Source organism: Paraburkholderia sp. TE9906 (assembly GCF_056279605.1).
Genome location: NZ_JBWCCT010000007.1, coordinates 49,937 through 69,370 on the forward strand (window position 1 = coordinate 49,937; position 19,434 = coordinate 69,370).

Consider the following 19,434-nt stretch of genomic DNA (forward strand, 5'->3'; position numbering starts at 1 on the left):
GCCCCGCTCAACTTGATCATGAGACTGTGCTACGAACTATGACCACACCATCGCGAATCGAACACGACGCATTCGGTCCCGTCGAGATTCCGTCGGATCGATACTGGGGAGCACAGACGCAGCGCGCCCTCGGTCTGTTCGAAGTCGGTGAAGAGCGCTTCCCGACTGTACTGATACGCGCATTCGGCTTGCAGAAGTACGCGGCCGCACGTGCAAACGTGCAGTGTGGAGCGCTCGCACCGGAGCTTGCCCCGGCGATCGAAAAGGCCGCGATTGAACTGCACGAGGGGAAATGGGACGACCATTTTCCCTTGACGATCTGGCAGACGGGGTCCGGTACGCAGACCAATATGAACGCAAACGAGGTCATCGCGAACCGGGCAAACGAGTTGCTCGGACAACCGCTTGGGACCAGGACGCCGGTGCATCCCAACGATCACGTCAACCGCTCGCAATCATCGAACGACAGCTTTCCAACGGTGATGCACGTGGCAGCCGCGATCGAGGTCAACGGGCGTTTGCGGCCAGCGCTGGATGAACTCCGGTCTGCGCTTGCCGAGCGCAGCCATGCCTTCGCCGACGTATTGAAAGTCGCCCGCACCCATCTGATGGACGCCGTGCCGATGACGATGGGGCAGACATTCGGCACCTTCGAGCGCCAACTGGCACATGCGCTTGCTCGCATCGACGATGCGTTGCCCCGGCTCCTGGTTCTGCCTCAAGGCGGCACCGCTGCCGGCACTGGACTGAACGCTCCCGCGGGCTTCGACAGTTTCTTCTGTGCGACGCTCGCGGAGACTACGGGTTTATCGTTTGTCCCTAATGCACATAAATTCGAGGGCATGGCGGCACATGACGCGCTGGTGGAATTGTCAGGTGCATTGAACACGATCGCGACTTCGCTTCTGAAAATCGCGAACGACATGCGGTTCCTCGCTTCCGGCCCTCGCTGTGGTCTCGGAGAATTGCTGATTCCCGATGACGGACTGACGTCTTCGATCATGCCGGGCAAACGCAACCCGACGATTGCGGAAGTTCTCGTGCAGGCGTGCTTCCAGGTCATCGGCAACCACCAAACGATCACCATAGCCAATGCATCCGGGAACTTCGAGCTGAACGTCGCTAAACCAGTACTCGTCTACAACCTGCTTCAGTCGTTGCGTGTTCTTGCCGATTCCTCCGTCCTTTTTGCAAGGCGCTTTGTCCGCGGCATCGAAGTGGATCGTGAACAGCTTGCGACTAACGTCGACCGGTCACTGCTCGCTGTAACTGCGCTCAATCCGGTACTCGGTTACGACCGCGTTGCGCAGATTACGCAGACGGCGTTGCGCGACCGCATCACACCTCGCGCGGCAGCGATTGCGCTCGGCCTTCTCGACGGCGATGAATACGACCGACTCGTCGACCCTGCCAAGCTCGTCGCGGGTAACGTTTCAAAGCGATAGGTCTTCGCCCCAGGGACAACACACGGTCCAGGCCGCATCGAAGCCTGGCGCCACTCCGGACATAAGCCGGGCGCCGCGTCGCATTGATGAGCGACTAGGCGTCGAGCGTGCGCGCGTAGTCACTCAGGTCCGCATGTTCACGCAGCATCTGCTTGTATAAACCTTGAAAGCCGAGCCAGGCGACGTAGTCGGACGCCAGATGCCGGCGCGTCGCGCGCGCCTCCTCCGCGCTCAGCGGCTCGAGCGGGCCGGCCGCCTCGGCCAGCAACTGCACCTGCGCACATCGCTCCATCGCGATGAAGCGATACACGGCCGAATCCACGTTCGATCCCACCGTTAGCAAGCCATGATTCAACAGGATCGCGGCCTTGCAGTCGCCCATTGTCTGCGCAATACGCGCGCCCTCGTCGGTGGCGAGCACAACGATATCGCCGCGAAACACCACGTGATTTTCGAAGAACAGACACGCTTCCTGATTGATCGGCGCAAGCAGCCGTTCGCGCGCGGCGAATGCACGTCCATAGGTCGTATGCGTGTGCACGGCGGCCGCCGCCGCATGATTCACGCGATGCAGCCCGCAATGAATCGCGACCGCCGCCGCATTGACCGGCCCACTGCCGTGGTGCACCGCGCCCTTGTCGTCGATGCACATGAGATCGTCGGGATGGATGATCGAGAAGTGCTGCGCATATTGATTGACCCAGTAGCGGTCGTGATGCTCGGGATCGCGCATGGTCACGTGACCGGCGATACCTTCCGTCAGCCCGAAGCGCGCCAGCAGCCGGAACGCCGCCGCGAGTTTGAGCTTGCGATGCCGCCGCTCGGTCTCGAGGTCTTCATAGACACGCGGAACGGGCAGCGCTCCGCCAATGGGAGTGGGAATCTGATACTCGTTGGAGTCGGCCAGGCACATGCGGCACTCTCGATGAAAGGAACGGGACATGCTCATTCTGGTGCGCCAAAAGTGCCGCCGTCCATGGCGGTTTGCGCAATGTCATGTGAAATTTCGGCACCATGAGCCACGAAGGCCCGTCGCGCATGGCTTCGGGCGAGGTTATGCCGAAGCGTCACAGGACAGATACTTTTCGTGGATTGTCACGGAAATTCGACTAGTGCTAAATGAGGCTACGACAACACCCCTGCCCGGACAACCCACATGCAGACCCTCGATACCCAGAGCGCGTTGCCGCCCGATCTGATGAAGCGCATCGTGTGGCGGCTCGCGCCGCTGATGGTGCTCATGTACGTCGCCAACCAGCTCGATCGCGCCAATGTCGGCTACGCGGCATTGACGATGAACGCCGAGCTCGGCATGAGCGCCGCGCAATACGGGCTGTCCGCGAGCCTGTTCTTTCTGGGCTACATCCTGTGCGAAGTGCCGAGCAACCTGTGCATGCATCGCTTCGGCGCGCGGCGCTGGATGGCGCGCATACTCGTGAGCTGGGGTCTGCTGTCGTCGCTCACGAGCTTCGTGCCGAACGCGCAATGGCTGTATGTTGCGCGCTTCACACTGGGCGTGTTCGAGGCGGGGCTGTATCCCGGCATGGTCTATTACCTGACGCTGTGGATGCCCGCGCGCAATCGCGTCTGGATGATGTCGCTCTTCACGATGTCGATTCCACTAACCGGCATGATCGGCGCGCCCGTGTCGACGTGGATCATGGAGCATGCGAACGTGTTCGGCGTCACCGGCTGGCGCGCAATGATCCTGCTCGAAGGCCTTCCCGCCATCGTGCTCGGCGTGGTTGCCTGGTTCTATCTGCCGGACGGTCCGCACGCATGGCGACGCCTGAGCGAGAAAGAGCGCCAGACGATCCGCACAGCGCTCGCGGGCGAAGAGCAGGCCGCGTCCGCCGCCGTGCAGCCTGGCAGTGCGCGCCGCGCGCTCACCAATCCCAAGGTCTGGGGCTTGGGCCTGGTTTACTTCGGCATCAACTCGGGCATTATCGGGCTGCTCTATTTCCTGCCGCAAGTCGTGAAGACCTTCAAGGGCAGCGCGCACTTCTCGCTCACACAGATCGGCCTGATCACGTCCGCGCCGTTCGCGGTCGCGGTAGTCAGCGTGATCGTGTGGGGACGCATCGTCAGTCACAAGCGCATTCATGCGCGCGACGTCGCCGGGCCGATGTTGCTGTCGGCAGTCGCGCTCGCCAGTGCACTCTATCTCTCGTCGCCGCTCGCAACCATCGCGGTGCTGGCGATCGGTACGTCCGCGTGCTTCTGCAGCATCAGCACATTCTGGCAGTTGCCGCGAAACATCCTCACCGATCGCGCAGCGGCGGCGGGCATCGCGCTCATCACGAGCATCGGCGTATCGTCGGGCTTTGTGATGCCGTATTTCATCGGCTGGGTGCGCGATACGACCGGCACGTTTCAGCTCGCGTTCATCGGCATCGCGGTGGCGATGGCCATCGGCGCCGCGCTCGCGATCGCGCTCGACCCCGAACGTCGCCGCGAGCCCGCCGCAAGTATGGCGCTAAAATGAGTGGACTTCCCATGGAGATCCGCCCGTGTCATTGCGTCGAGGAATTCCCAGCCTAACGGCGTTACAGGCCTTCGAGGCGTCGGCGCGTCATCAAAGCTTCTCGAAGGCCGCCGCTGAACTGCAGCAGACGCACGGCGCCATCTGCAAGAAGGTCAACGAGCTCGAAGCCAGCCTCGGTGTGGAACTATTCCGGCGCGTCAGCCAGCGTCTGGTGCTCACCGATGCGGGCGCCGATTACGCGCATCGCATCCGCGTGAATCTCGAGCAGATTCGTCAGGACACGCAGCAACTCGTCGCTAATCGCGAACGCTCAACTCTGCGCGTCGCGGTCGGCGTCACCTTCGGCGCGCAATGGCTGGTGCCGCGGCTACCGGGTTTTCATCGTGCGCAGCCGACTATCCAGGTGCGGCTCACGGGCCGCGATCAACCCACGTACTTCCACGACCTCAACTTCGACGCCGCCATTCACTTCGAGCAGTCGCCGCTGCCGGGACTCGCGAGCAAGGTGCTGATGGCGGATGACGAAGTGTGGATGGTCGCCTCACCATCGATGGCCGATGAACTCGCCACGCAGAACATCGTCGCGATGCCGTGGATCCACACGCGCGATCTGCCCGCCGCGTGGATGACGTGGAGCGAAGCCGCCGCGCATGAAGCCACGGAACACACGCCGCGCGAAGGCAGTGACCATTCCTTCGATTTCTTCATCATGGCGATTCGAGCAGCAGTCGCGGGCCTGGGCCTCGCGCTATTGCCGCGCGTGCTGATCGAGCAGGAGCTGGCGTTGGGCCAGTTGGTGCGCGTCGGCGGGTATGCAGCCATTAACGCGCAGAAGACTTATCTGATGTTCCCGGAGCAGCGGCGCGACTGGGCGCCATTCGTCGCCTTCGCCGCATGGCTGGACGAGGAGATGACGCGTTATCGCGCGCAACGTCGCGCATTGCCGGAAGAAGCGCTGCAACGCTAACTTCAAGTCGAGCAACGCTGTCGGTGCGAATAGGCGAAGGCGTGCTATCCCAGGCACGAGCGATCGCACGACAACTCGAAGCGGTCTGACAAAAGCCGGAGCAGCGAGCGGCAGCGACGACGTCGCCAAAAGTGACGCAAAGCTTATGTATTTCCTGGCCCGCTCGTCGTCAAGTTACTAAAGCGAATCGTGAGCAACCCTCTTCGCTCGCATGATAGGGGGCGTTCTCTTCCTGATCGGGCCGTGAGGCCATCGCTTCGACTCCAAAAAATTCCGGTTCTGGGTACCGCCAGCCCTACTCTCCAAACCCGACCACGTTCCGGCGCCTTAGCTGCACCACGTCGCGAAGCGGAGGCGCCCCAAACAGCCGGCTATATTCACGGCTGAACTGCGACGGGCTGTCATACCCGACCCTGATCGCCACCGACCCGACATCCCCGAGCTGTCCGAGTAACAATTTCCGGGCCTCGTGCAGCCGCAGTTGCTTCTGATACTGCAGCGGACTCAGCGTCGTGACGGTCTTGAAATGATGATGGAGCGACGACACGCTCATATTCACCTGCTGCGCCAGCATCTCCACCCGCAACAGTTCGGTGTAGTGATTCTGGATCCACTCGATCGCCCGCGCGATCCGGTACGTCTGGCTCCCGTTGACGGCGATCTGTCGCAGTCGCTTCCCCTGTTCGCCTGTCATCAGCCGGTAGAGCAATTCCTTCTCGATGAGCGGCGCGAGAACGGGGATGTCATCCGGAGTATCGAGCAATCGCACGAGCCGCAGCGCCGCATCGAAAACCGGCGCCGACAGCAAGCCTACGGCGATGCCTTCGCCCGCCGACGCGGTATCCGGTTCCGGCAGATGCACCTGCGTCGCCAGTTCGACGATGCGCTGCGGATCGAGCGTGAACTTCACACATAGATAAGGCGCTTCGGGCGACGCCCGTGTCACCCGCGACATCACGGGCAAATCGACGGACGTCACGAGGCAATGCAGATGATCGTATTCGTATGCCTGCCCCGCGACCACGACCCGCTTGGCGCCTTGCGCCGCGAACACGAACGCGGGGCTCGTCACGCCGCAACCGAGATCCGCGGGTGCCGCGTACCGGTAGAAGGTCAGCGACGGTATCGCCGTCTGATGCGCGCCGTCCACCGGCGCGAAGCGGCTGATGAGCGCGGCGAGTTCGCGGCGTGCCGTTTCGTGCGACGCCGAAGGATCGAGCCTGGAAGGATTCTGTTTCATGTGCATTGAACCCCGTTGATGGAATCGAGCATACCGAGCCGCTGCCGGGTAGCCACCGCCGGCCTGCTCGATTTGCAGGATTGTTCACTATTTTTGCAGGATTGTGTAAGCGTAACGGCAGACGGTCGGTCACACTGCCGCGTACACCCGGCGCCAAGCTCGGGCTTTCCCCACGGAGAGGTTCCATGTCCACATCGTTTGTCCTCAACGGCAAGAACATTACGCTCGATGCCGATCCTACTACGCCGCTCCTCTGGGCGATCCGCGAAAACGCGGGCCTGCACGGCACGAAGTTCGGCTGCGGCATGGCGCAATGCGGCGCCTGCACGGTTCATCTGGAAGGCGAAGCCACCCGTTCGTGCGTGCTGCCGCTCGCCGCCGTCGCGGGCAAGCGCATCACGACCATCGAAGGCATCGAAAGCCGGCCCGCCAAAGCCATTCAGGCCGCATGGGTCAAGCTGCAGGTCCCGCAGTGCGGCTACTGTCAGTCCGGACAGATCATGTCCGCGACGGCCTTGCTCGAACATAACGCCACGCCCACCGACGCCGACATCGACGCCGCAATGAACGGCAATCTCTGCCGCTGTGCGACCTATGTCCGCATTCGCGCAGCCATCCACGAAGCCGCTGCCACCCTGAAGGCCTGACCATGACGACCGATCTCGATCTTACGGATGCGGTACGCCCATCCCGCCGGACCTTTCTGAAAGCAGCCGGCTCCGTCGCGGCAGTCGGGCTCACCGTCGGCTTCGAGTGGGCGGGCACGGGGCGCCGTGCGCTCGCTGCCACGATGCCCGAGGCGACGTTCGCACCCAATGCGTTCCTGCGCGTCGCGCCCGACAACAGCGTCACGGTCATCGCCAAACATGTCGAGATGGGCCAGGGCGCGTACACCGGCATCGCGACGATCGTCGCGGAAGAGTTGGATGCGGACTGGCAGGACGTGCGTGTCGAAAGCGCGCCCGCCGATGCGAAGCGCTACGCGAATCTCGCGTTCGGTACGATCCAGGGCACGGGCGGCAGTTCGGCGATGGCCAACTCGTGGATGCAATTGCGCGAAGCCGGCGCGAAAGCGCGCGCGATGCTGGTCTCCGCCGCCGCTGCGCAGTGGCAGGTGCCCGCGTCCGATCTGACGACGCGTGACGGCAGCGTTCATCATGCGGCCACGAACCGGACCGCGACCTACGGCTCGCTCGCGTCGGCCGCCGCCCGCTTGCCGGTGCCGGACAAGGTCACACTCAAATCGCCAAAGGATTTTCGTTTGATCGGCCATCCGTTGCCGCGCGTCGACGTGCCGCCGAAAACCGACGGCACCGCGCAATTCACGCTCGACGTGACGTTTCCCGGCATGCTGGTCGCGCTGCTGCAGCGTCCGCCGCTTTTCGGTGCGACCGTCAAGTCATTCGATGCGTCGGCCGCGAAAGCGGTGCCGGGCGTCGTCTCGGTCGTGCAAGTGCCGGGCGGCGTTGCCGTGGTCGCGAAGGGCTTCTGGGCGGCGAAGCAGGGCCGCGATGCGCTGAAGGTCGAATGGGAAGATTCGAAGGCCGAAAAGCGCAGCTCGGACGCGATCATGACCGAGTACCGGCAACTCGCCGAGCAGTCCGGCGCATCTGCCCGCAAGGAAGGCGATGCGACACAGGCGCTCGCGGGCGCGGCGCAGAAGGTTTCCGCTACTTACGCGTTCCCGTATCTCGCTCATGCGCCGATGGAGCCGCTCGACGCCGTCGTCAAGCTCACTGCCAGCAGCTGCGAGATCTGGGCTGGCGACCAGTTCCAGACGGTCGACCAGGGCAACGCCGCGCGCACGGCCGGGCTCGATCCGCAGCAGGTGAAGATTCACACGCTGTATGCGGGCGGCAGCTTCGGGCGGCGCGCGAATACGCAGTCGGACTATATCGTCGAGGCCGTGTCGATCGCGAAGGCGCTGGGTGCGAATGGCACACCGGTCAAACTGCAGTGGACCCGCGAGGACGATATCCACGGCGGCCTCTACCGGCCGATGTACTTCCACAAGCTCGACGCGGGTCTGAGCGCCGACGGCAAGCTCATCGCCTGGCGACATCGCATCGTCGGTCAGTCGATCCTTGCAGGCACGCCGTTCGCAAGCGTGATGGTCAAAAACGGGATCGACGGGACGTCCGTCGAGGGGGCCGCTAACGTGGCCTACGCGATTCCGAACATCTCGGTCGAACTGACGACCACGCAGACCGGCGTGCCGGTGTTGTGGTGGCGGGTAGTGGGCAGCTCGCACACGGCATTCGCGGTCGAGGCGTTCATCGACGAAGCCGCACACGCCGCGGGCAAGGACCCGTTCGTCTTCCGCCGCGATCTGCTCGTTCAGGAACCGCGCATGCGCGCCGTGCTCGAACTCGCCGCGGAGAAAGCGGGCTGGGATCCGGCCAAACCGTTGCCGAAAGGCCGCGGGCGCGGCATCGCGGTGGCCGAGGCGTTCAAGACGTTCGTCGCGCAGGTCGCGGAAGTCTCCGTCGACAACGAGGGTAACGTGAAAGTGGAACGCGTCGTCTGTGCGGTGGATTGCGGGACACCGATCAATCCCGACGTCATCGTCGCACAGATGGAAGGCGGTATCGGCTTCGGTCTCGGCGCGGCGTTGCACAGCGCGATCACGCTGAAGGACGGCAAGGTCGAGCAGAACAACTTCGACGGCTACCAGGTGCTGCGGATTGCCGAAATGCCGAAGGTCGAAGTACATATCGTGCAGTCCGGCGAAGCGCCGACCGGCGTCGGCGAGCCGGGGGTCGCGCCGGTCGGGCCGGCGGTCGCGAATGCGATTTTCGCAGCCACGGGCAAACGGCTTCACAGCTTGCCGTTTCCGGGCGCTGCGGAAAAGAGCGCCTGACGGCCGTTTCTTCAGGACCGTTCGACGTACGCCGTACCCCGCCGGGGGACGGCGGTTTTAATTGGCATGCTCAGACCGCTTTCCTGTATCAACTGAAAACCGATGAACCAACCAACAAATCTATGTACGTGCTGAGACAGGAACACCATTGCAGCTCGGAAAAAGTCGTGATTGATTCCGCTGACTCTGTCTAGGTCCTGTTGACTTCGGTGAGCCGGCGGAGCGTTTTTACGGACAACTCTCCTGTTCAGGCCATTCGATGTGCTGGCGTAAACGGGTGAGTCGTGACCTTGCTGGTAGGCCCAACAGGTCTCTACGGATGCCTTCTACGCTCCTACGCGCGAATCAATGGACCCAATGCTCTCAAGCATAGCTACACGGCGGTGCTGATCGTGCCATTCCCACAGTAAGATTCGAGGTTCACGCTCTGGCGGGCTGGCGGGCTGGCGGGCTGGCGGGCTGGCGGGCTGGCGGGCTGGCGTTATGAGTGTGGGCACTGACGGTTAAAAAAAACTGGGTTTGGATATCGGGTCGGGAGCCGAAGTTAGCGGCATCCAGAGTTATTAGCGGAACCCTGACATGGTGTGGCTTGCCTTGGCCTGGAGTCGACAATCGACCCACAAGGGACATTCGCCTGTCTCGAAAGCTGGCGTTCGCAACCCGACTTCGGTGAGTAGTTGCCTGACCGCAGATGTTGTTTTAGTCCGCAATAGAGGCACCGTGTCCGCTCGCGGCAGGAGCGCACCATTTGCGCCGAAAGACTATCCGGTGACGCACTAGCCAATTTGTCGTTGGGTCCCGTTGGCATCCGTGATCGTAATAGAGGCGCTCATGGTAAGTTTCATTGGTCCTCCAGCTTCTTTTGCCGAATTCACGTTAAAGGCAGGGTACAGGCTAGCCACTACTCGAAATGTTCCATCAATAATCGAATGAAGCGCAGAAGTTTCCATGCTCAGTTTTCTAAATCTGATAGATTTTCCCTCGTCGGCGAAAATAATGGATATTGGGCCGCCGCCAGTTTCACCGGCAGTGACTTGAGAATGCATGTGGTCAAACTGGTTTCGTATGGAGCGCAATTCCGCAATTGAATTTTTGTGATGCTTACAAAATTCCTGAGCTGCTTGCGACGAATCTAACCTCATGATTGCCATGCAAGCTCGAAACGTAGCAGTAACACAATCCTCTATCTGCTCCGAGACATCAAGTATATGGAATACTGCACCTCCATCTCTTGACTGATCCGCATTATCTTGCCGCTCGACTAGTTCTCAAGCTTTCGAGTAATGTCTTGATGCGCTCGACACTGTATGAAGAAGCCATGATCGTAACTTTCTATCATCTTCAGACAGTGCTGGGTCTTGAACGAATACACAAATAAATGAATGCCGCTTTAATCCCTCGATATTTCCAAGAAGATCAGGAATGTACTTAATCGTCGGCATTTTTTTGATTGAGTTCATCTTGGCGCGTAGTTTCTGGTGATGTCTAAAAGATACTCGATGATTTCGAGAGGTTGAAATTCGATCATCCTGGTCCCGTCCGGTTTTCCCTATGAAAATTTTACCCAGCCGAACTCTCGGTCGCTAAGTCACTGCCCTTTTTTGCCGCTGCATCTCTACATACGCCGAATAGTGCTTGTCGAGCGCGTCCGCAGCAGGAGCGTCAGTGAAGCGATCTGGTACGACCGCTAGCGACTTACCGTCGTACTTCCCATAGTCAGTCAGTCGGAGCTGGGGTGCGACATGAACGATCGATCGTGAATCGACGGACAGCAGATAGAGGTCAAACAAAGTGTGGATGTCTGCTCTGAGTAGCAGTCCATTGCGCAAGTTGTAGTCCGTGACCAACGAGTGTGGGACGATATGCGCAGCTTCCAAAAGTTCCTCAATCCGTGAGCCCGTGACGGCACACCGCGTTCGATACGCGTCCAAAAGCGCGCGTCGGAATTTTGCCTGACCACGGCGTGTCTTGATGGCGCGGTTCTGTACCTCGTCGTAAGGGCCCTCGTCTTTGTTGGTTTGATCGACATTGCCATCGACGGGCTTTTCGATCCCACGTACGATCACGCATGCCCCGCTGGAAAAATCGTAAGAGTGAACGTACCACTCCTGGCCGTCTAGATAGCGCTTTTCAACCTTCGCTGCGCGCTCGGCCCGCTCTTCGCCCTCTGGGCGTTTTCCCGCGCCAACAATTACTCGCACTGGAAGTCGCCGCTCATAAGACTCCCGAATGGCATCGTCCAATGCCGCTCCGCGCTGCGCTTGGGTCTTTGCCCGATTGCGCACCTTTGTATCCAGTCCGGGATTGCTGGCTATTCTGGTCCGTTCCTCTTTCTCAACACGAGCATTCCGATCGAAGTAAATCCACCCGTCCTCGTTGATCTTGAATTCGCTGTACCAGAGACAAAGCACGAAGCCTTCGGTCAACGATCCGAAGCACCATTCGTAGCAAAAATTAGGATTTGACTTGAAGTCTTCATTCCAACCATCAGTCGACACGCCTGCTTCGCGTAAAAGATCGTAAAGCGTGTCCTTCGATACTGGCTCAAGGCTCTCCAGTGATTCTGTTGGCCAGGCATCTGATCGTCTGAATGTGACGAGTCGATTGGCTTGGTCCAGCCCTACCTGCCGCCAGCCTTTCTCCATCCAGAATCGCCCCGGATGACCATCCTTGGTTCGAGAGTTTGCCCAAAATGGTTTAAATCGGTCAGCGGTCGGTGGCAGTTCCTCGCCGATTATTTTCTCCACATCATTAAACGAGAGTGTCACTTCACTGACGGATTGCGCGGCCAAGTGTTCTGCAAGTGGCTGATATTTGGTCATCGAGCGTCTCTACGATTTCTTGTATCGGCGAAAAATGTAATACGGCGTGATCAATAATTCGGCTGGTGATCGATTGTCGACGATCTGTCCCAGGTCGTCGAGTGTCCCTCTCTGGCCGAATTCTGTCCGAGGCATATTGGCTCCGTTCGATCCTTAACAGACAACTGCAATTCTGAGGTCAGACATTGGGACAATCCCGCCGGAGAGAATTACTCCCGTACGTTGCGCTTGAATTCATCGTACATCGCCCATTGTTTGTCCTCGCAGATGTGAATATCGATGGGAACAGTTGGACGATCAGCCGATGCCTGATTAAGGCTAGCCAGAAACTCGGTTTCAGAGCACACGTAGTATGTCCACTCTCTCAAGTTTTCTCCGGTAGAAACGAGAGCGAGGGTTGCAAACCTATCTTTTTCAACTACTGGATTCAGTGCGTCCTCCGTGGCGTCCATCCATTCTCGCACGTCGGTCGACGGCATTCCTGTTTCCGATTCGTATTGCCACGCAATTATGACTCGGATCGGATAATCGAGACGATCGAAAGTTTTTCCAAAATCGTTGATGTATCGAAGGATGATTATGCGACCATTGCTTGCATTCCGTGATGTTGCCGTTGCCCACACAGTCTCTGTCATGTCGTTAGTCACCAATGCTCCTTGGCTTTCAAAGTTTTTTTATCTTTGTATCTGCTTCAAGCAAATGGGGAACCCTCAGTTTCGTCGTTTTATCCTCTGACGATAACCGATTGCTCACGATCTAACCAGTACTGCCGAGTGTCCGGAAATGGCCGGTAGCGCCCGACGACCAAGCGTGGCGATCGCCGCAGGTGCGGCCTTCCATGCAAGCGGCATAGAGCGACCCACAAGGGACGGTCGATTTACCTCAGAACGGACGCTCAGCGGGCACTCGACCAGAGCAGCTATGCTGAAACCTCAGTCCGTAGCAACGACGTCCGGCTTCACGATTTTTACGCGCTGCATCGTTGCCATTCGCTTGGTGCTCCATTGCACGATCATTGCCAAGGCTGACGCCTCGGCGAAGGCCACAAGTGGACGCTGGTAAGGCAGACAGAATGAAAGCAGCAGACAAAATGCTGCAAACGAGAACCTGCCAAGCACCATGCCCCGAAGCAGCGAAATCACAAACGCGGACCCATGTGCACGGTGTGACGACACCGATAGGACGATTCCAAGCAGTGGAAATACTGCGAGCAGACCGCTCCATGCCGGCCCTGCCCATCCGGACAACGAGGTAACCAGTACGGTCAGAACCGCGCCGGCAACCATCCTACCTATCAGGTCGGAACGGGTGAGTGGTGCGCCCGCTGCGATGGTCGAGCTGCGCGGCAAGAACGACTGACCGAAGCACACGGCCGCGAGGGCGGCGATTGCGGCCCACGTAGGTGAAGTTGGCAACGTTGATAGACCACAGGCGGATATAAACCACGCGGTGAGCCCGACAACTAGTGCAACTGGCCACGTACGCGAGCGGCAGGTCCACGCATACGCGAAATTGAATGCTTCTGACGCGAGGATCGCGGAGAGGGAAAGCGTTGCAGCACGCGCCCCGAAGACTGGGCCATGCGCGAGCACGAGGATGAAGAGTATGGGGCCAGCAACCACAGGCAGACCGGCCAACCAGCCTGCAATCGATGGCCCCCACCGTTTACCCGACATCGAAACGACAAGCAAGAACAGCGGGACAAGCGTGAGTTTGAGCGCAAGCATGCCGAAATTGAGCGGGTTTAAAGTGGGATCATACCTGCGCCCGATTCGGCGGTTCTGCTTCTCGTCTGCGTTACTGCTCTGAAGAGCCTGCGGCAACAGACGTTGCTCACGGCCAGACAGGTACGCCGTCCAGCCCTGCGGTTTCGGGCAAGCCGCATATTAGGTTCGCGTTCTGAACCGCCTGACCGGCAGCGCCCTTACCCAAATTGTCGACCACGCCCATAGCGATCACCAAGTTGCGTTCTGGGTCAGCAGCGTAGCTGACGAACGCGAGGCTCGAACCGGTAGCCCATTTGGTCTGCGGCGGCTTGTCGGTCACGCGGACGAGCGCGCGCCCAGCGTAGAAGCGTCGGGCTGCATCCAGGCACTGTTCCGTGGTCGCGCGGCCACGGCAATAGGCGGTCACGAGCACGCCGCGAGTCATCGGCACTAAGTGTGGCGTGAAGACTAATCCGGCCGCACTGCCGCCACTCAGCTGCTCAATCGTCTTGGCAATCTCGGGCATATGGACGTGCTTAAGCAGACCGTAGGGCACCAAATTTTCGTTGGTCTCCGCGTAGCCGAACTTGCTGTCGGCGCCTCCCCGACCAGCACCCGAGATGCCGGTCTTGGCATCAATCACAATATTCGCAGGCTCAATCAGCTTGTCCACAAGAAGGGGCGCCAAGGCATTCAGCGTGGCCACGGGGAAGCAGCCGGGTTTGGCGATGCGGAGCTGCCCCTCTATCTGGCTTGGCCAGACGTCGGCGAGGCCATACACCCAACCTTCGACGTATCGGTGATCACCGCCAATGTCGACGATCTTCACCTCGCGTGGAACGCGAGCCAGCGCCTCGGCCGACGCACCCGTGGGCAGAGACGCAAACAGTACGTCGAGTTTTGGCAGGGTCGCCGGATCCCACTTCTGGATAACTAGCTCGGCGAGCCTCGCCGGCACACCGGGGAAACGGTCGGCCAACCGGCTACCCGCGCTGCCTTCGCCCGCGGCGTAGACTAGCTCGAAAGACGGGTGGCTTGCGATGAGACGCATCGCCTCACCACCGCCAAAGCCGCTGATCCCCACAACCCCAACGCGAATGCTCATCGTATTTTCCCTCTACCGGAGTGATCTAGGAAGTCCATTCTATGGCAATGCGAAACGCGAGCAAGACGGGCCCATTCTTACATCGGCCGATCGTCGACGATCTAGGCGGACGCCTCGAATGACGGCTATTGGCCGTTGCGCGCCGCACGTGGCTGCTCATGGCGTTGTTCGGGACATGCTGTGGCGAGCGGCGAATCGCTGCCACCAGCAAGTCAATTTTTCGTGCCCTTCCATTAATGAAACGGCTTCAGGTGCCTGCATGAAGCATGCGAACATTGGTGCGGCGTACAGATCGGCAATTGTCACGTCACTGCCGATCAGAAACTCTCTGTCGTCGGACAACCGGGTCAATTCAGCTAGACATACTGCGGCACGCGGCAGGGCGGCGGCGATCTTCCGCTCATCTGCTAACCGGCCTTCGCGAGCTGAAACCACGCGTTCAACGTATATGTCCCAAACTAGCGTTCGATATGCATAGGCGTCCAGGATTCCAACGATCTGGTTTACCTTGGCGCGGTCTCTCGGATCTGTCGGTTGCAGTTTGCATCCGGGAAAAGCGTCGTCGATATAGCGAACAATCGCGCCTGTCTCGTAAAGTTGGAAATCGCCATGCTCGAAGGCCGGAATACGGCCGAACGGGTGACGCGTCAAATGCTCCTGCGGAACTCCCGTCTCCGCGAAGACATCCACTTCGACCAGGTCATATTTGGCCTGCTTCTCTTCCAGCGCAAGCCGGACGATCCGCACATAGACACTCCATGCGGCTCCGTATAGTTTTACCACTTCAGTTGTCGGCACAGCATCGCCCCAGTCGCGCATAAGAGGCGCGGATACGACAGTAATTTTAACGAAGCCTGCAACCGTCAGTTCGGTGCCGCCGATCGGCGTTCGCAGGCGGCAGAATTGTCAACGGTTTCCGCGCCGAGGTTGAGTGTCCCTTCATGGCCGATTCCTGAAGTTCGTCGGCAGGCATCCCCCGTCCCGTCGTGCCGCACATCCCTAGCCAATCCAAAGCGGCCGGCAATATCGACTCGATACTCAGCTTCCTTATCGGAAAACTGCACTCTAGCTGCGCAGCTCAGGTATCGGCTTTCGCCAGGGAAATGCCAGCTGCCAGAAGTCAAAAAGCAGACTTTCCCGGCGAGCAACGCGTCTTCACAATCGTCGGTCCGCCCCACCATGAGAGCTCCGAAAGTCTGTGACTGACAGCGAATCTCACGACTCTCCTCATTCCGGTGGTTTGCCGCGATAAGGGGCAAGGACGCTCGCAGGCCGCGGCGGCGCGCTGGCGTCAGTCTCAAGTGGTCACCTAAAAATAACCAGAATCGGTCATTTTGAGAATCCAGTCATCGGACTAAGCTACCTCCATCGCACCACGGAATGCGTCCAACCCGACTCAGGAGTGAATCATGGAACAACGTCTCGACTTCTACAAAGCCAACCCCGCCGCGATCAAGGCGCTGATCGGCGTCGAAGAGCGCATCGGCAAATCGGCGCTCGAAAAATCGCTGACCGAACTGGTGCGTCTGCGTGCGTCGCAAATCAACGGCTGTGCGTATTGTGTCGACATGCACACCACCGATGCCCGCAAGGGCGGCGAAACCGAGCGCCGTCTCGCGACCGTGGTGGTATGGCGCGAAACGCCGTTCTTCACGGATCGCGAACGCGCCGCGCTCGAATGGACCGAGGCGCTGACGCTGGTGTCGCAAGAGCATGTGCCGGACGCGGTGTGGAACGCAGTGCGCCCGCATTTCAGCGACGAGGAACTGGTCGACCTGACGCTGCTGGTGTCGGCGATCAACGCGTGGAACCGCTTTGCAATTTCGTTTCGCAAGCTGCCGGGCTGAAGCGGCGGTGGTCTGAACGTCGCTACATCGCTACGTCGCTGCGTCGCTGCATCTCTACGACGGCGAGATTCAGAACGACGGTTCGCGCAGCGCCGCCTCATTCGCGACCTTGAAGGCCGCGGTCAATTCGCTCAATTGCCGCGCCTGATCCGCGAGCGAGTTCGCGGTCGCGGCGCTTTCCTCGACCAGCGCCGCATTGTGCTGCGTGACCTCGTCCATCTGCGTGACGGCGAGGCTCACCTGGCGGATACCCTCGCTCTGCTCTTTCGACGCCGCCGCGATCTCGCCGACGATACGCGCGACACGCCCGATCGCGGCTTCGATCTCCTGCATCGTGCCGCCGGCTTCGTCGACGAGGCCCGCGCCGCTTTGCACGCGCGCGGTCGACTCCGCGATCAGCGAGCCGATTTCCTTCGCGGCCGCCGCCGAGCGTTGCGCGAGGCTGCGCACCTCGCCTGCCACCACCGCGAAACCACGCCCTTCCTCTCCGGCGCGCGCCGCTTCGACCGCGGCATTCAGTGCGAGGATATTCGTCTGAAACGCGATCCCTTCGATCGCGGTGATGATGCCAGTCATCTTCGACGAACCCGCGTGAATCACCCGCATCGTCTCGACCATGCTGCCGACCGAATCGCGCCCGCGCGCGGCCATCTCCGACGCGCGCGACGCCAGTTCGCTCGCGTGGTGCGCGTTCTCCGCGTTCAACTGCACGGTGGAGGTGAGCTGCTCCATCGCCGCGGCGGTCTGTTCGAGCGACGCGGCCTGCTCCTCGGTGCGTTGCGACAGATCGAGATTGCCCGCGGCGATCTGCTGCGTCGATGAGGCAATCGAATGCGAACCGGCGCGCACGGTGGTGACAGTCGCGCCGAGCTTGTCCTGCATCGACGCGACGCCGCGCAGCAGCATCGCCATTTCGTCGTTCGAACGAATCGGCACGCGGGTCGTCAACTCACCGGCGGCGATCGCATCGAACTGGCGCAGCGCGTCGTTCAGCGGCGTCATGATCGCGCGGCGCAGCATGCGCCAGCTGATGAACGCCACCGTCAACCCCACCAGCACGCTGCCAAGGCACGCGAGCAGCAGCGCATGAAAGAGCGCAGCCGAGCGCTCGTTCGCGTCGCTCGCCTGGTGGTTCAGATAGTCTTCCAGCGCGCCCTGGCTCGTATTCATCGCCGTATAGAGGCCGATCAGCTGATTCGCGCGGCTTTCGTCCATCCAGCTCGCGTCGCCGCCGCGGATCGCCTCGATCAGTCTGTCGATGCCGTCGCGCCGCACGGCGGTGCGCTTCGTGTCGAGGTCGCCGGTGAGACGTTGCAGTTCGGGCGTTTTCGGCAGATCGCGGAAGGTGTTCCACCACTTGTCCGACTCGCCGAGCAGCATGCGCGCACGTTCGAGTTGCGCATCCAACTGCGGCGAATGCGGATTGCTCATCGCCCAGTCGAGCCCGAAGCGTGCCCGCGACATCGCCGTGCCCGATTTGCCCAGCGCCACCACCGACGCGAAATGCACCGTGTACGCATCGCGCTGCGCCTGGTTGCTTTCGCTCATGCCGAGCATGCCGAGCGCGCCGGTGGCAATCAGCAGCACGCCGAGAAACGCGATCGTGATCGCGATCCGTAGATTGATCGTCAGGTTTTTGGTCATCGTGGTGGTTGTCGTTCTGGCTGGTCTCGCGCTCTGGCTCATGATGTGCGGCCCCGGCGCACGGGCGAAAGGCGGACGGTCTCCGGCGCCTTTCTCATGGTCCATGTATTGTCGTTTTGGGCAGCTTTATGTTCCTTATATGGAACATATAACCACATATGGAAAGTATAGCGATGGGCGCTTAGGTGACAAAATAAATCGGAGACACGCGACGTAAACGCGCAACAGGTGGGTGGCGCGTGATTGCGCACAGAGAGAGGGGGCGCGCAGAACGCGGTGCAACGGCTGCTTGTGTCTTCGACGAGCTATGGCGCCGCGCGGCGGCCGTCTTGCTTGACGAACTCGGCGTTTGAGATCGTGACGCTGAAGGATGATGCGGCGTTGTCGCAGCCGAAGCAGAACCGACCCGGCCGCGCCCTACATCACCCGAGCGCGCCCGCCGCCGTCGTCATTCGCCAATCCACGACCCGCGCAGATCGCTGTCATGCAGCAATTGCAGCAGCGTGCCGGCCGGGCGGCTCAGCCGTTTCGCCGCCAGCGCGATGAACTCCACCGACGGCAATGCCGGCAGACCGGCCGCATTCAGCGGCGGCGCCAGCCCCCGCGCGGCCAGGTACTGCGGACGCACCGTGATGCCCAGGCCCCCGCGCGCGGCGGCGATACAGCCCGCGTGGCTGCTGCTCGTACAGACCACCTGCCAGCTGAAGCCCGCTTCGGCGAGCGCGTCGAGCACGACCGCGCGCGTCACGCTCGGCTCGGCGACCAGAATCAGCGGCAGCGGCTGGCTCAGATCGACCAGCGTGCCGGCGCGCGCGAGCCACTCCAGCCGTCCCGTGAAAAGCGGCACGCCGCGCCGGTCGCCGAGCCGCCGCTTGCCGACCAGCAGATCGATCGACCCCGCGTCCAGCAGTTCGTACAGCTTGCCGGTCATACCGATGGTGATCTCCAGTTCGACGTCCGGATGCGCGTCGCGGAACGCCGCCAGCACCGTGGGCAACGGCCCGAGCGCGACGTCGTCCGAGGAGCCGAGGCGCACGCGGCCTTTGAGGCGCGGCGCGCGAAACTGCGACTCGGCTCGCGCGAGCGCCTGCAGAATCACGCTGGCATGCGCGAGCATCGCCTCGCCGTCCGGCGTCATCGCGAGCGAATGGGTGTCGCGCACGAAGAGGCGCCGGCCCACGCTCTCTTCGAGCCGCCGGATGTGTTCGCTGACGCTCGACTGTGTGAGGTTCAGCCGCCGTCCCGCTTCGGTAAAGCTGTGGCAGGCGGCGACGGTCGCGAAAGTCTTGAGCCAGATGGGATTGAGCATGCGG

The 19,434-nt window shown here is 60.9% G+C and carries 16 protein-coding genes; 6 read left to right on the plus strand and 10 right to left on the minus strand.

Going from position 1 to position 19,434, the window contains the following annotated elements; genetic code table 11:
* Positions 1–38: 38 nt before the first annotated feature.
* On the plus strand, positions 39–1,445 hold the full coding sequence (locus ACZ9H4_RS19875) for a class II fumarate hydratase (protein ID WP_476120456.1): 1,407 nt from the start codon (positions 39–41) through the stop codon (positions 1,443–1,445).
* Between the two features lie 94 nt (positions 1,446–1,539).
* Here the strand turns inward: ACZ9H4_RS19875 and ACZ9H4_RS19880 are convergent, their stop codons facing one another.
* Positions 1,540–2,358 carry a class II aldolase/adducin family protein gene (locus tag ACZ9H4_RS19880; protein ID WP_408143726.1) on the minus strand — a complete coding sequence of 273 codons (819 nt, stop codon included), beginning with the start codon at positions 2,356–2,358 and terminating at the stop codon, positions 1,540–1,542.
* A gap of 243 nt (positions 2,359–2,601) precedes the next feature.
* Here ACZ9H4_RS19880 and ACZ9H4_RS19885 point away from each other — a divergent pair, with 243 nt between their 5' ends.
* Positions 2,602–3,930: an MFS transporter gene (locus ACZ9H4_RS19885; RefSeq protein ID WP_408143728.1), complete on the plus strand. Its 1,329-nt coding sequence runs from the start codon at positions 2,602–2,604 to the stop codon at positions 3,928–3,930.
* Positions 3,931–3,955: 25 nt separating this feature from the next.
* Positions 3,956–4,897, plus strand: coding sequence for a LysR substrate-binding domain-containing protein (locus ACZ9H4_RS19890; RefSeq protein ID WP_476120458.1), 942 nt, complete (start codon positions 3,956–3,958; stop codon positions 4,895–4,897).
* 295 nt (positions 4,898–5,192) lie between these two features.
* Here ACZ9H4_RS19890 and ACZ9H4_RS19895 read toward each other — a convergent pair whose 3' ends face one another.
* The gene (locus ACZ9H4_RS19895) at positions 5,193–6,137 is read right to left on the minus strand and encodes an AraC family transcriptional regulator (protein ID WP_476120461.1); all 945 of its coding nucleotides are present in this window, start codon (positions 6,135–6,137) and stop codon (positions 5,193–5,195) included.
* Between the two features lie 185 nt (positions 6,138–6,322).
* On the opposite strand from ACZ9H4_RS19895, the gene ACZ9H4_RS19900 reads away from it, so the two are divergent.
* Positions 6,323–6,784 carry a (2Fe-2S)-binding protein gene (locus ACZ9H4_RS19900; RefSeq protein ID WP_331601960.1) on the plus strand — a complete coding sequence of 154 codons (462 nt, stop codon included), beginning with the start codon at positions 6,323–6,325 and terminating at the stop codon, positions 6,782–6,784.
* A 2-nt stretch (positions 6,785–6,786) separates the two neighbouring features.
* The gene (locus tag ACZ9H4_RS19905) at positions 6,787–8,997 is read left to right on the plus strand and encodes a xanthine dehydrogenase family protein molybdopterin-binding subunit (protein WP_476120464.1); all 2,211 of its coding nucleotides are present in this window, start codon (positions 6,787–6,789) and stop codon (positions 8,995–8,997) included.
* 776 nt (positions 8,998–9,773) lie between these two features.
* Here ACZ9H4_RS19905 and ACZ9H4_RS19910 read toward each other — a convergent pair.
* From ACZ9H4_RS19910 to ACZ9H4_RS19935, 6 genes are all read right to left on the minus strand, one after another.
* Positions 9,774–10,148, minus strand: coding sequence for a hypothetical protein (locus tag ACZ9H4_RS19910; protein ID WP_476120466.1), 375 nt, complete (start codon positions 10,146–10,148; stop codon positions 9,774–9,776).
* Between the two features lie 432 nt (positions 10,149–10,580).
* Positions 10,581–11,819, minus strand: coding sequence for an HNH endonuclease (locus ACZ9H4_RS19915; RefSeq protein WP_476120468.1), 1,239 nt, complete (start codon positions 11,817–11,819; stop codon positions 10,581–10,583).
* A gap of 209 nt (positions 11,820–12,028) precedes the next feature.
* Positions 12,029–12,466: a DUF695 domain-containing protein gene (locus ACZ9H4_RS19920; protein WP_476120470.1), complete on the minus strand. Its 438-nt coding sequence runs from the start codon at positions 12,464–12,466 to the stop codon at positions 12,029–12,031.
* A gap of 285 nt (positions 12,467–12,751) precedes the next feature.
* Positions 12,752–13,546 carry a hypothetical protein gene (locus ACZ9H4_RS19925; protein WP_476120806.1) on the minus strand — a complete coding sequence of 265 codons (795 nt, stop codon included), beginning with the start codon at positions 13,544–13,546 and terminating at the stop codon, positions 12,752–12,754.
* Positions 13,547–13,652: 106 nt separating this feature from the next.
* Positions 13,653–14,630: an N-acetyl-gamma-glutamyl-phosphate reductase gene (gene argC, locus ACZ9H4_RS19930; protein WP_476120472.1), complete on the minus strand. Its 978-nt coding sequence runs from the start codon at positions 14,628–14,630 to the stop codon at positions 13,653–13,655.
* Positions 14,631–14,786: 156 nt separating this feature from the next.
* Positions 14,787–15,449 carry a glutathione S-transferase family protein gene (locus ACZ9H4_RS19935; RefSeq protein WP_476120474.1) on the minus strand — a complete coding sequence of 221 codons (663 nt, stop codon included), beginning with the start codon at positions 15,447–15,449 and terminating at the stop codon, positions 14,787–14,789.
* A gap of 590 nt (positions 15,450–16,039) precedes the next feature.
* Between ACZ9H4_RS19935 and ACZ9H4_RS19940 the strand changes: the two genes are divergently transcribed.
* The gene (locus tag ACZ9H4_RS19940) at positions 16,040–16,477 is read left to right on the plus strand and encodes a carboxymuconolactone decarboxylase family protein (protein WP_408143745.1); all 438 of its coding nucleotides are present in this window, start codon (positions 16,040–16,042) and stop codon (positions 16,475–16,477) included.
* A 69-nt stretch (positions 16,478–16,546) separates the two neighbouring features.
* Here the strand turns inward: ACZ9H4_RS19940 and ACZ9H4_RS19945 are convergent, their stop codons facing one another.
* Positions 16,547–18,121, minus strand: a complete 1,575-nt coding sequence (locus ACZ9H4_RS19945) for a methyl-accepting chemotaxis protein (protein WP_476120476.1) — start codon at positions 18,119–18,121, stop codon at positions 16,547–16,549.
* A gap of 448 nt (positions 18,122–18,569) precedes the next feature.
* Positions 18,570–19,430: a LysR family transcriptional regulator gene (locus tag ACZ9H4_RS19950; RefSeq protein WP_408143746.1), complete on the minus strand. Its 861-nt coding sequence runs from the start codon at positions 19,428–19,430 to the stop codon at positions 18,570–18,572.
* Between the last annotated feature and the right edge of the window lie 4 nt (positions 19,431–19,434).

Excerpts from the sequence above, each read along its gene's own strand:
- argC (WP_476120472.1), bottom strand. The coding sequence starts at position 14,630 with ATGAGCATTCGCGTTGGGGTTGTGGGGATCAGCGGCTTTGGCGGTGGT.
- ACZ9H4_RS19875 (WP_476120456.1), top strand. The coding sequence starts at position 39 with ATGACCACACCATCGCGAATCGAACACGACGCATTCGGTCCCGTCGAG.
- ACZ9H4_RS19945 (WP_476120476.1), bottom strand. The coding sequence starts at position 18,121 with ATGACCAAAAACCTGACGATCAATCTACGGATCGCGATCACGATCGCG.
- ACZ9H4_RS19900 (WP_331601960.1), top strand. The coding sequence starts at position 6,323 with ATGTCCACATCGTTTGTCCTCAACGGCAAGAACATTACGCTCGATGCC.
- ACZ9H4_RS19950 (WP_408143746.1), bottom strand. The coding sequence starts at position 19,430 with ATGCTCAATCCCATCTGGCTCAAGACTTTCGCGACCGTCGCCGCCTGC.
- ACZ9H4_RS19935 (WP_476120474.1), bottom strand. The coding sequence starts at position 15,449 with ATGCGCGACTGGGGCGATGCTGTGCCGACAACTGAAGTGGTAAAACTA.
- ACZ9H4_RS19910 (WP_476120466.1), bottom strand. The coding sequence starts at position 10,148 with ATGGCAATCATGAGGTTAGATTCGTCGCAAGCAGCTCAGGAATTTTGT.
- ACZ9H4_RS19880 (WP_408143726.1), bottom strand. The coding sequence starts at position 2,358 with ATGTGCCTGGCCGACTCCAACGAGTATCAGATTCCCACTCCCATTGGC.
- ACZ9H4_RS19905 (WP_476120464.1), top strand. The coding sequence starts at position 6,787 with ATGACGACCGATCTCGATCTTACGGATGCGGTACGCCCATCCCGCCGG.
- ACZ9H4_RS19895 (WP_476120461.1), bottom strand. The coding sequence starts at position 6,137 with ATGAAACAGAATCCTTCCAGGCTCGATCCTTCGGCGTCGCACGAAACG.
- ACZ9H4_RS19885 (WP_408143728.1), top strand. The coding sequence starts at position 2,602 with ATGCAGACCCTCGATACCCAGAGCGCGTTGCCGCCCGATCTGATGAAG.
- ACZ9H4_RS19915 (WP_476120468.1), bottom strand. The coding sequence starts at position 11,819 with ATGACCAAATATCAGCCACTTGCAGAACACTTGGCCGCGCAATCCGTC.
- ACZ9H4_RS19925 (WP_476120806.1), bottom strand. The coding sequence starts at position 13,546 with ATGCTTGCGCTCAAACTCACGCTTGTCCCGCTGTTCTTGCTTGTCGTT.
- ACZ9H4_RS19940 (WP_408143745.1), top strand. The coding sequence starts at position 16,040 with ATGGAACAACGTCTCGACTTCTACAAAGCCAACCCCGCCGCGATCAAG.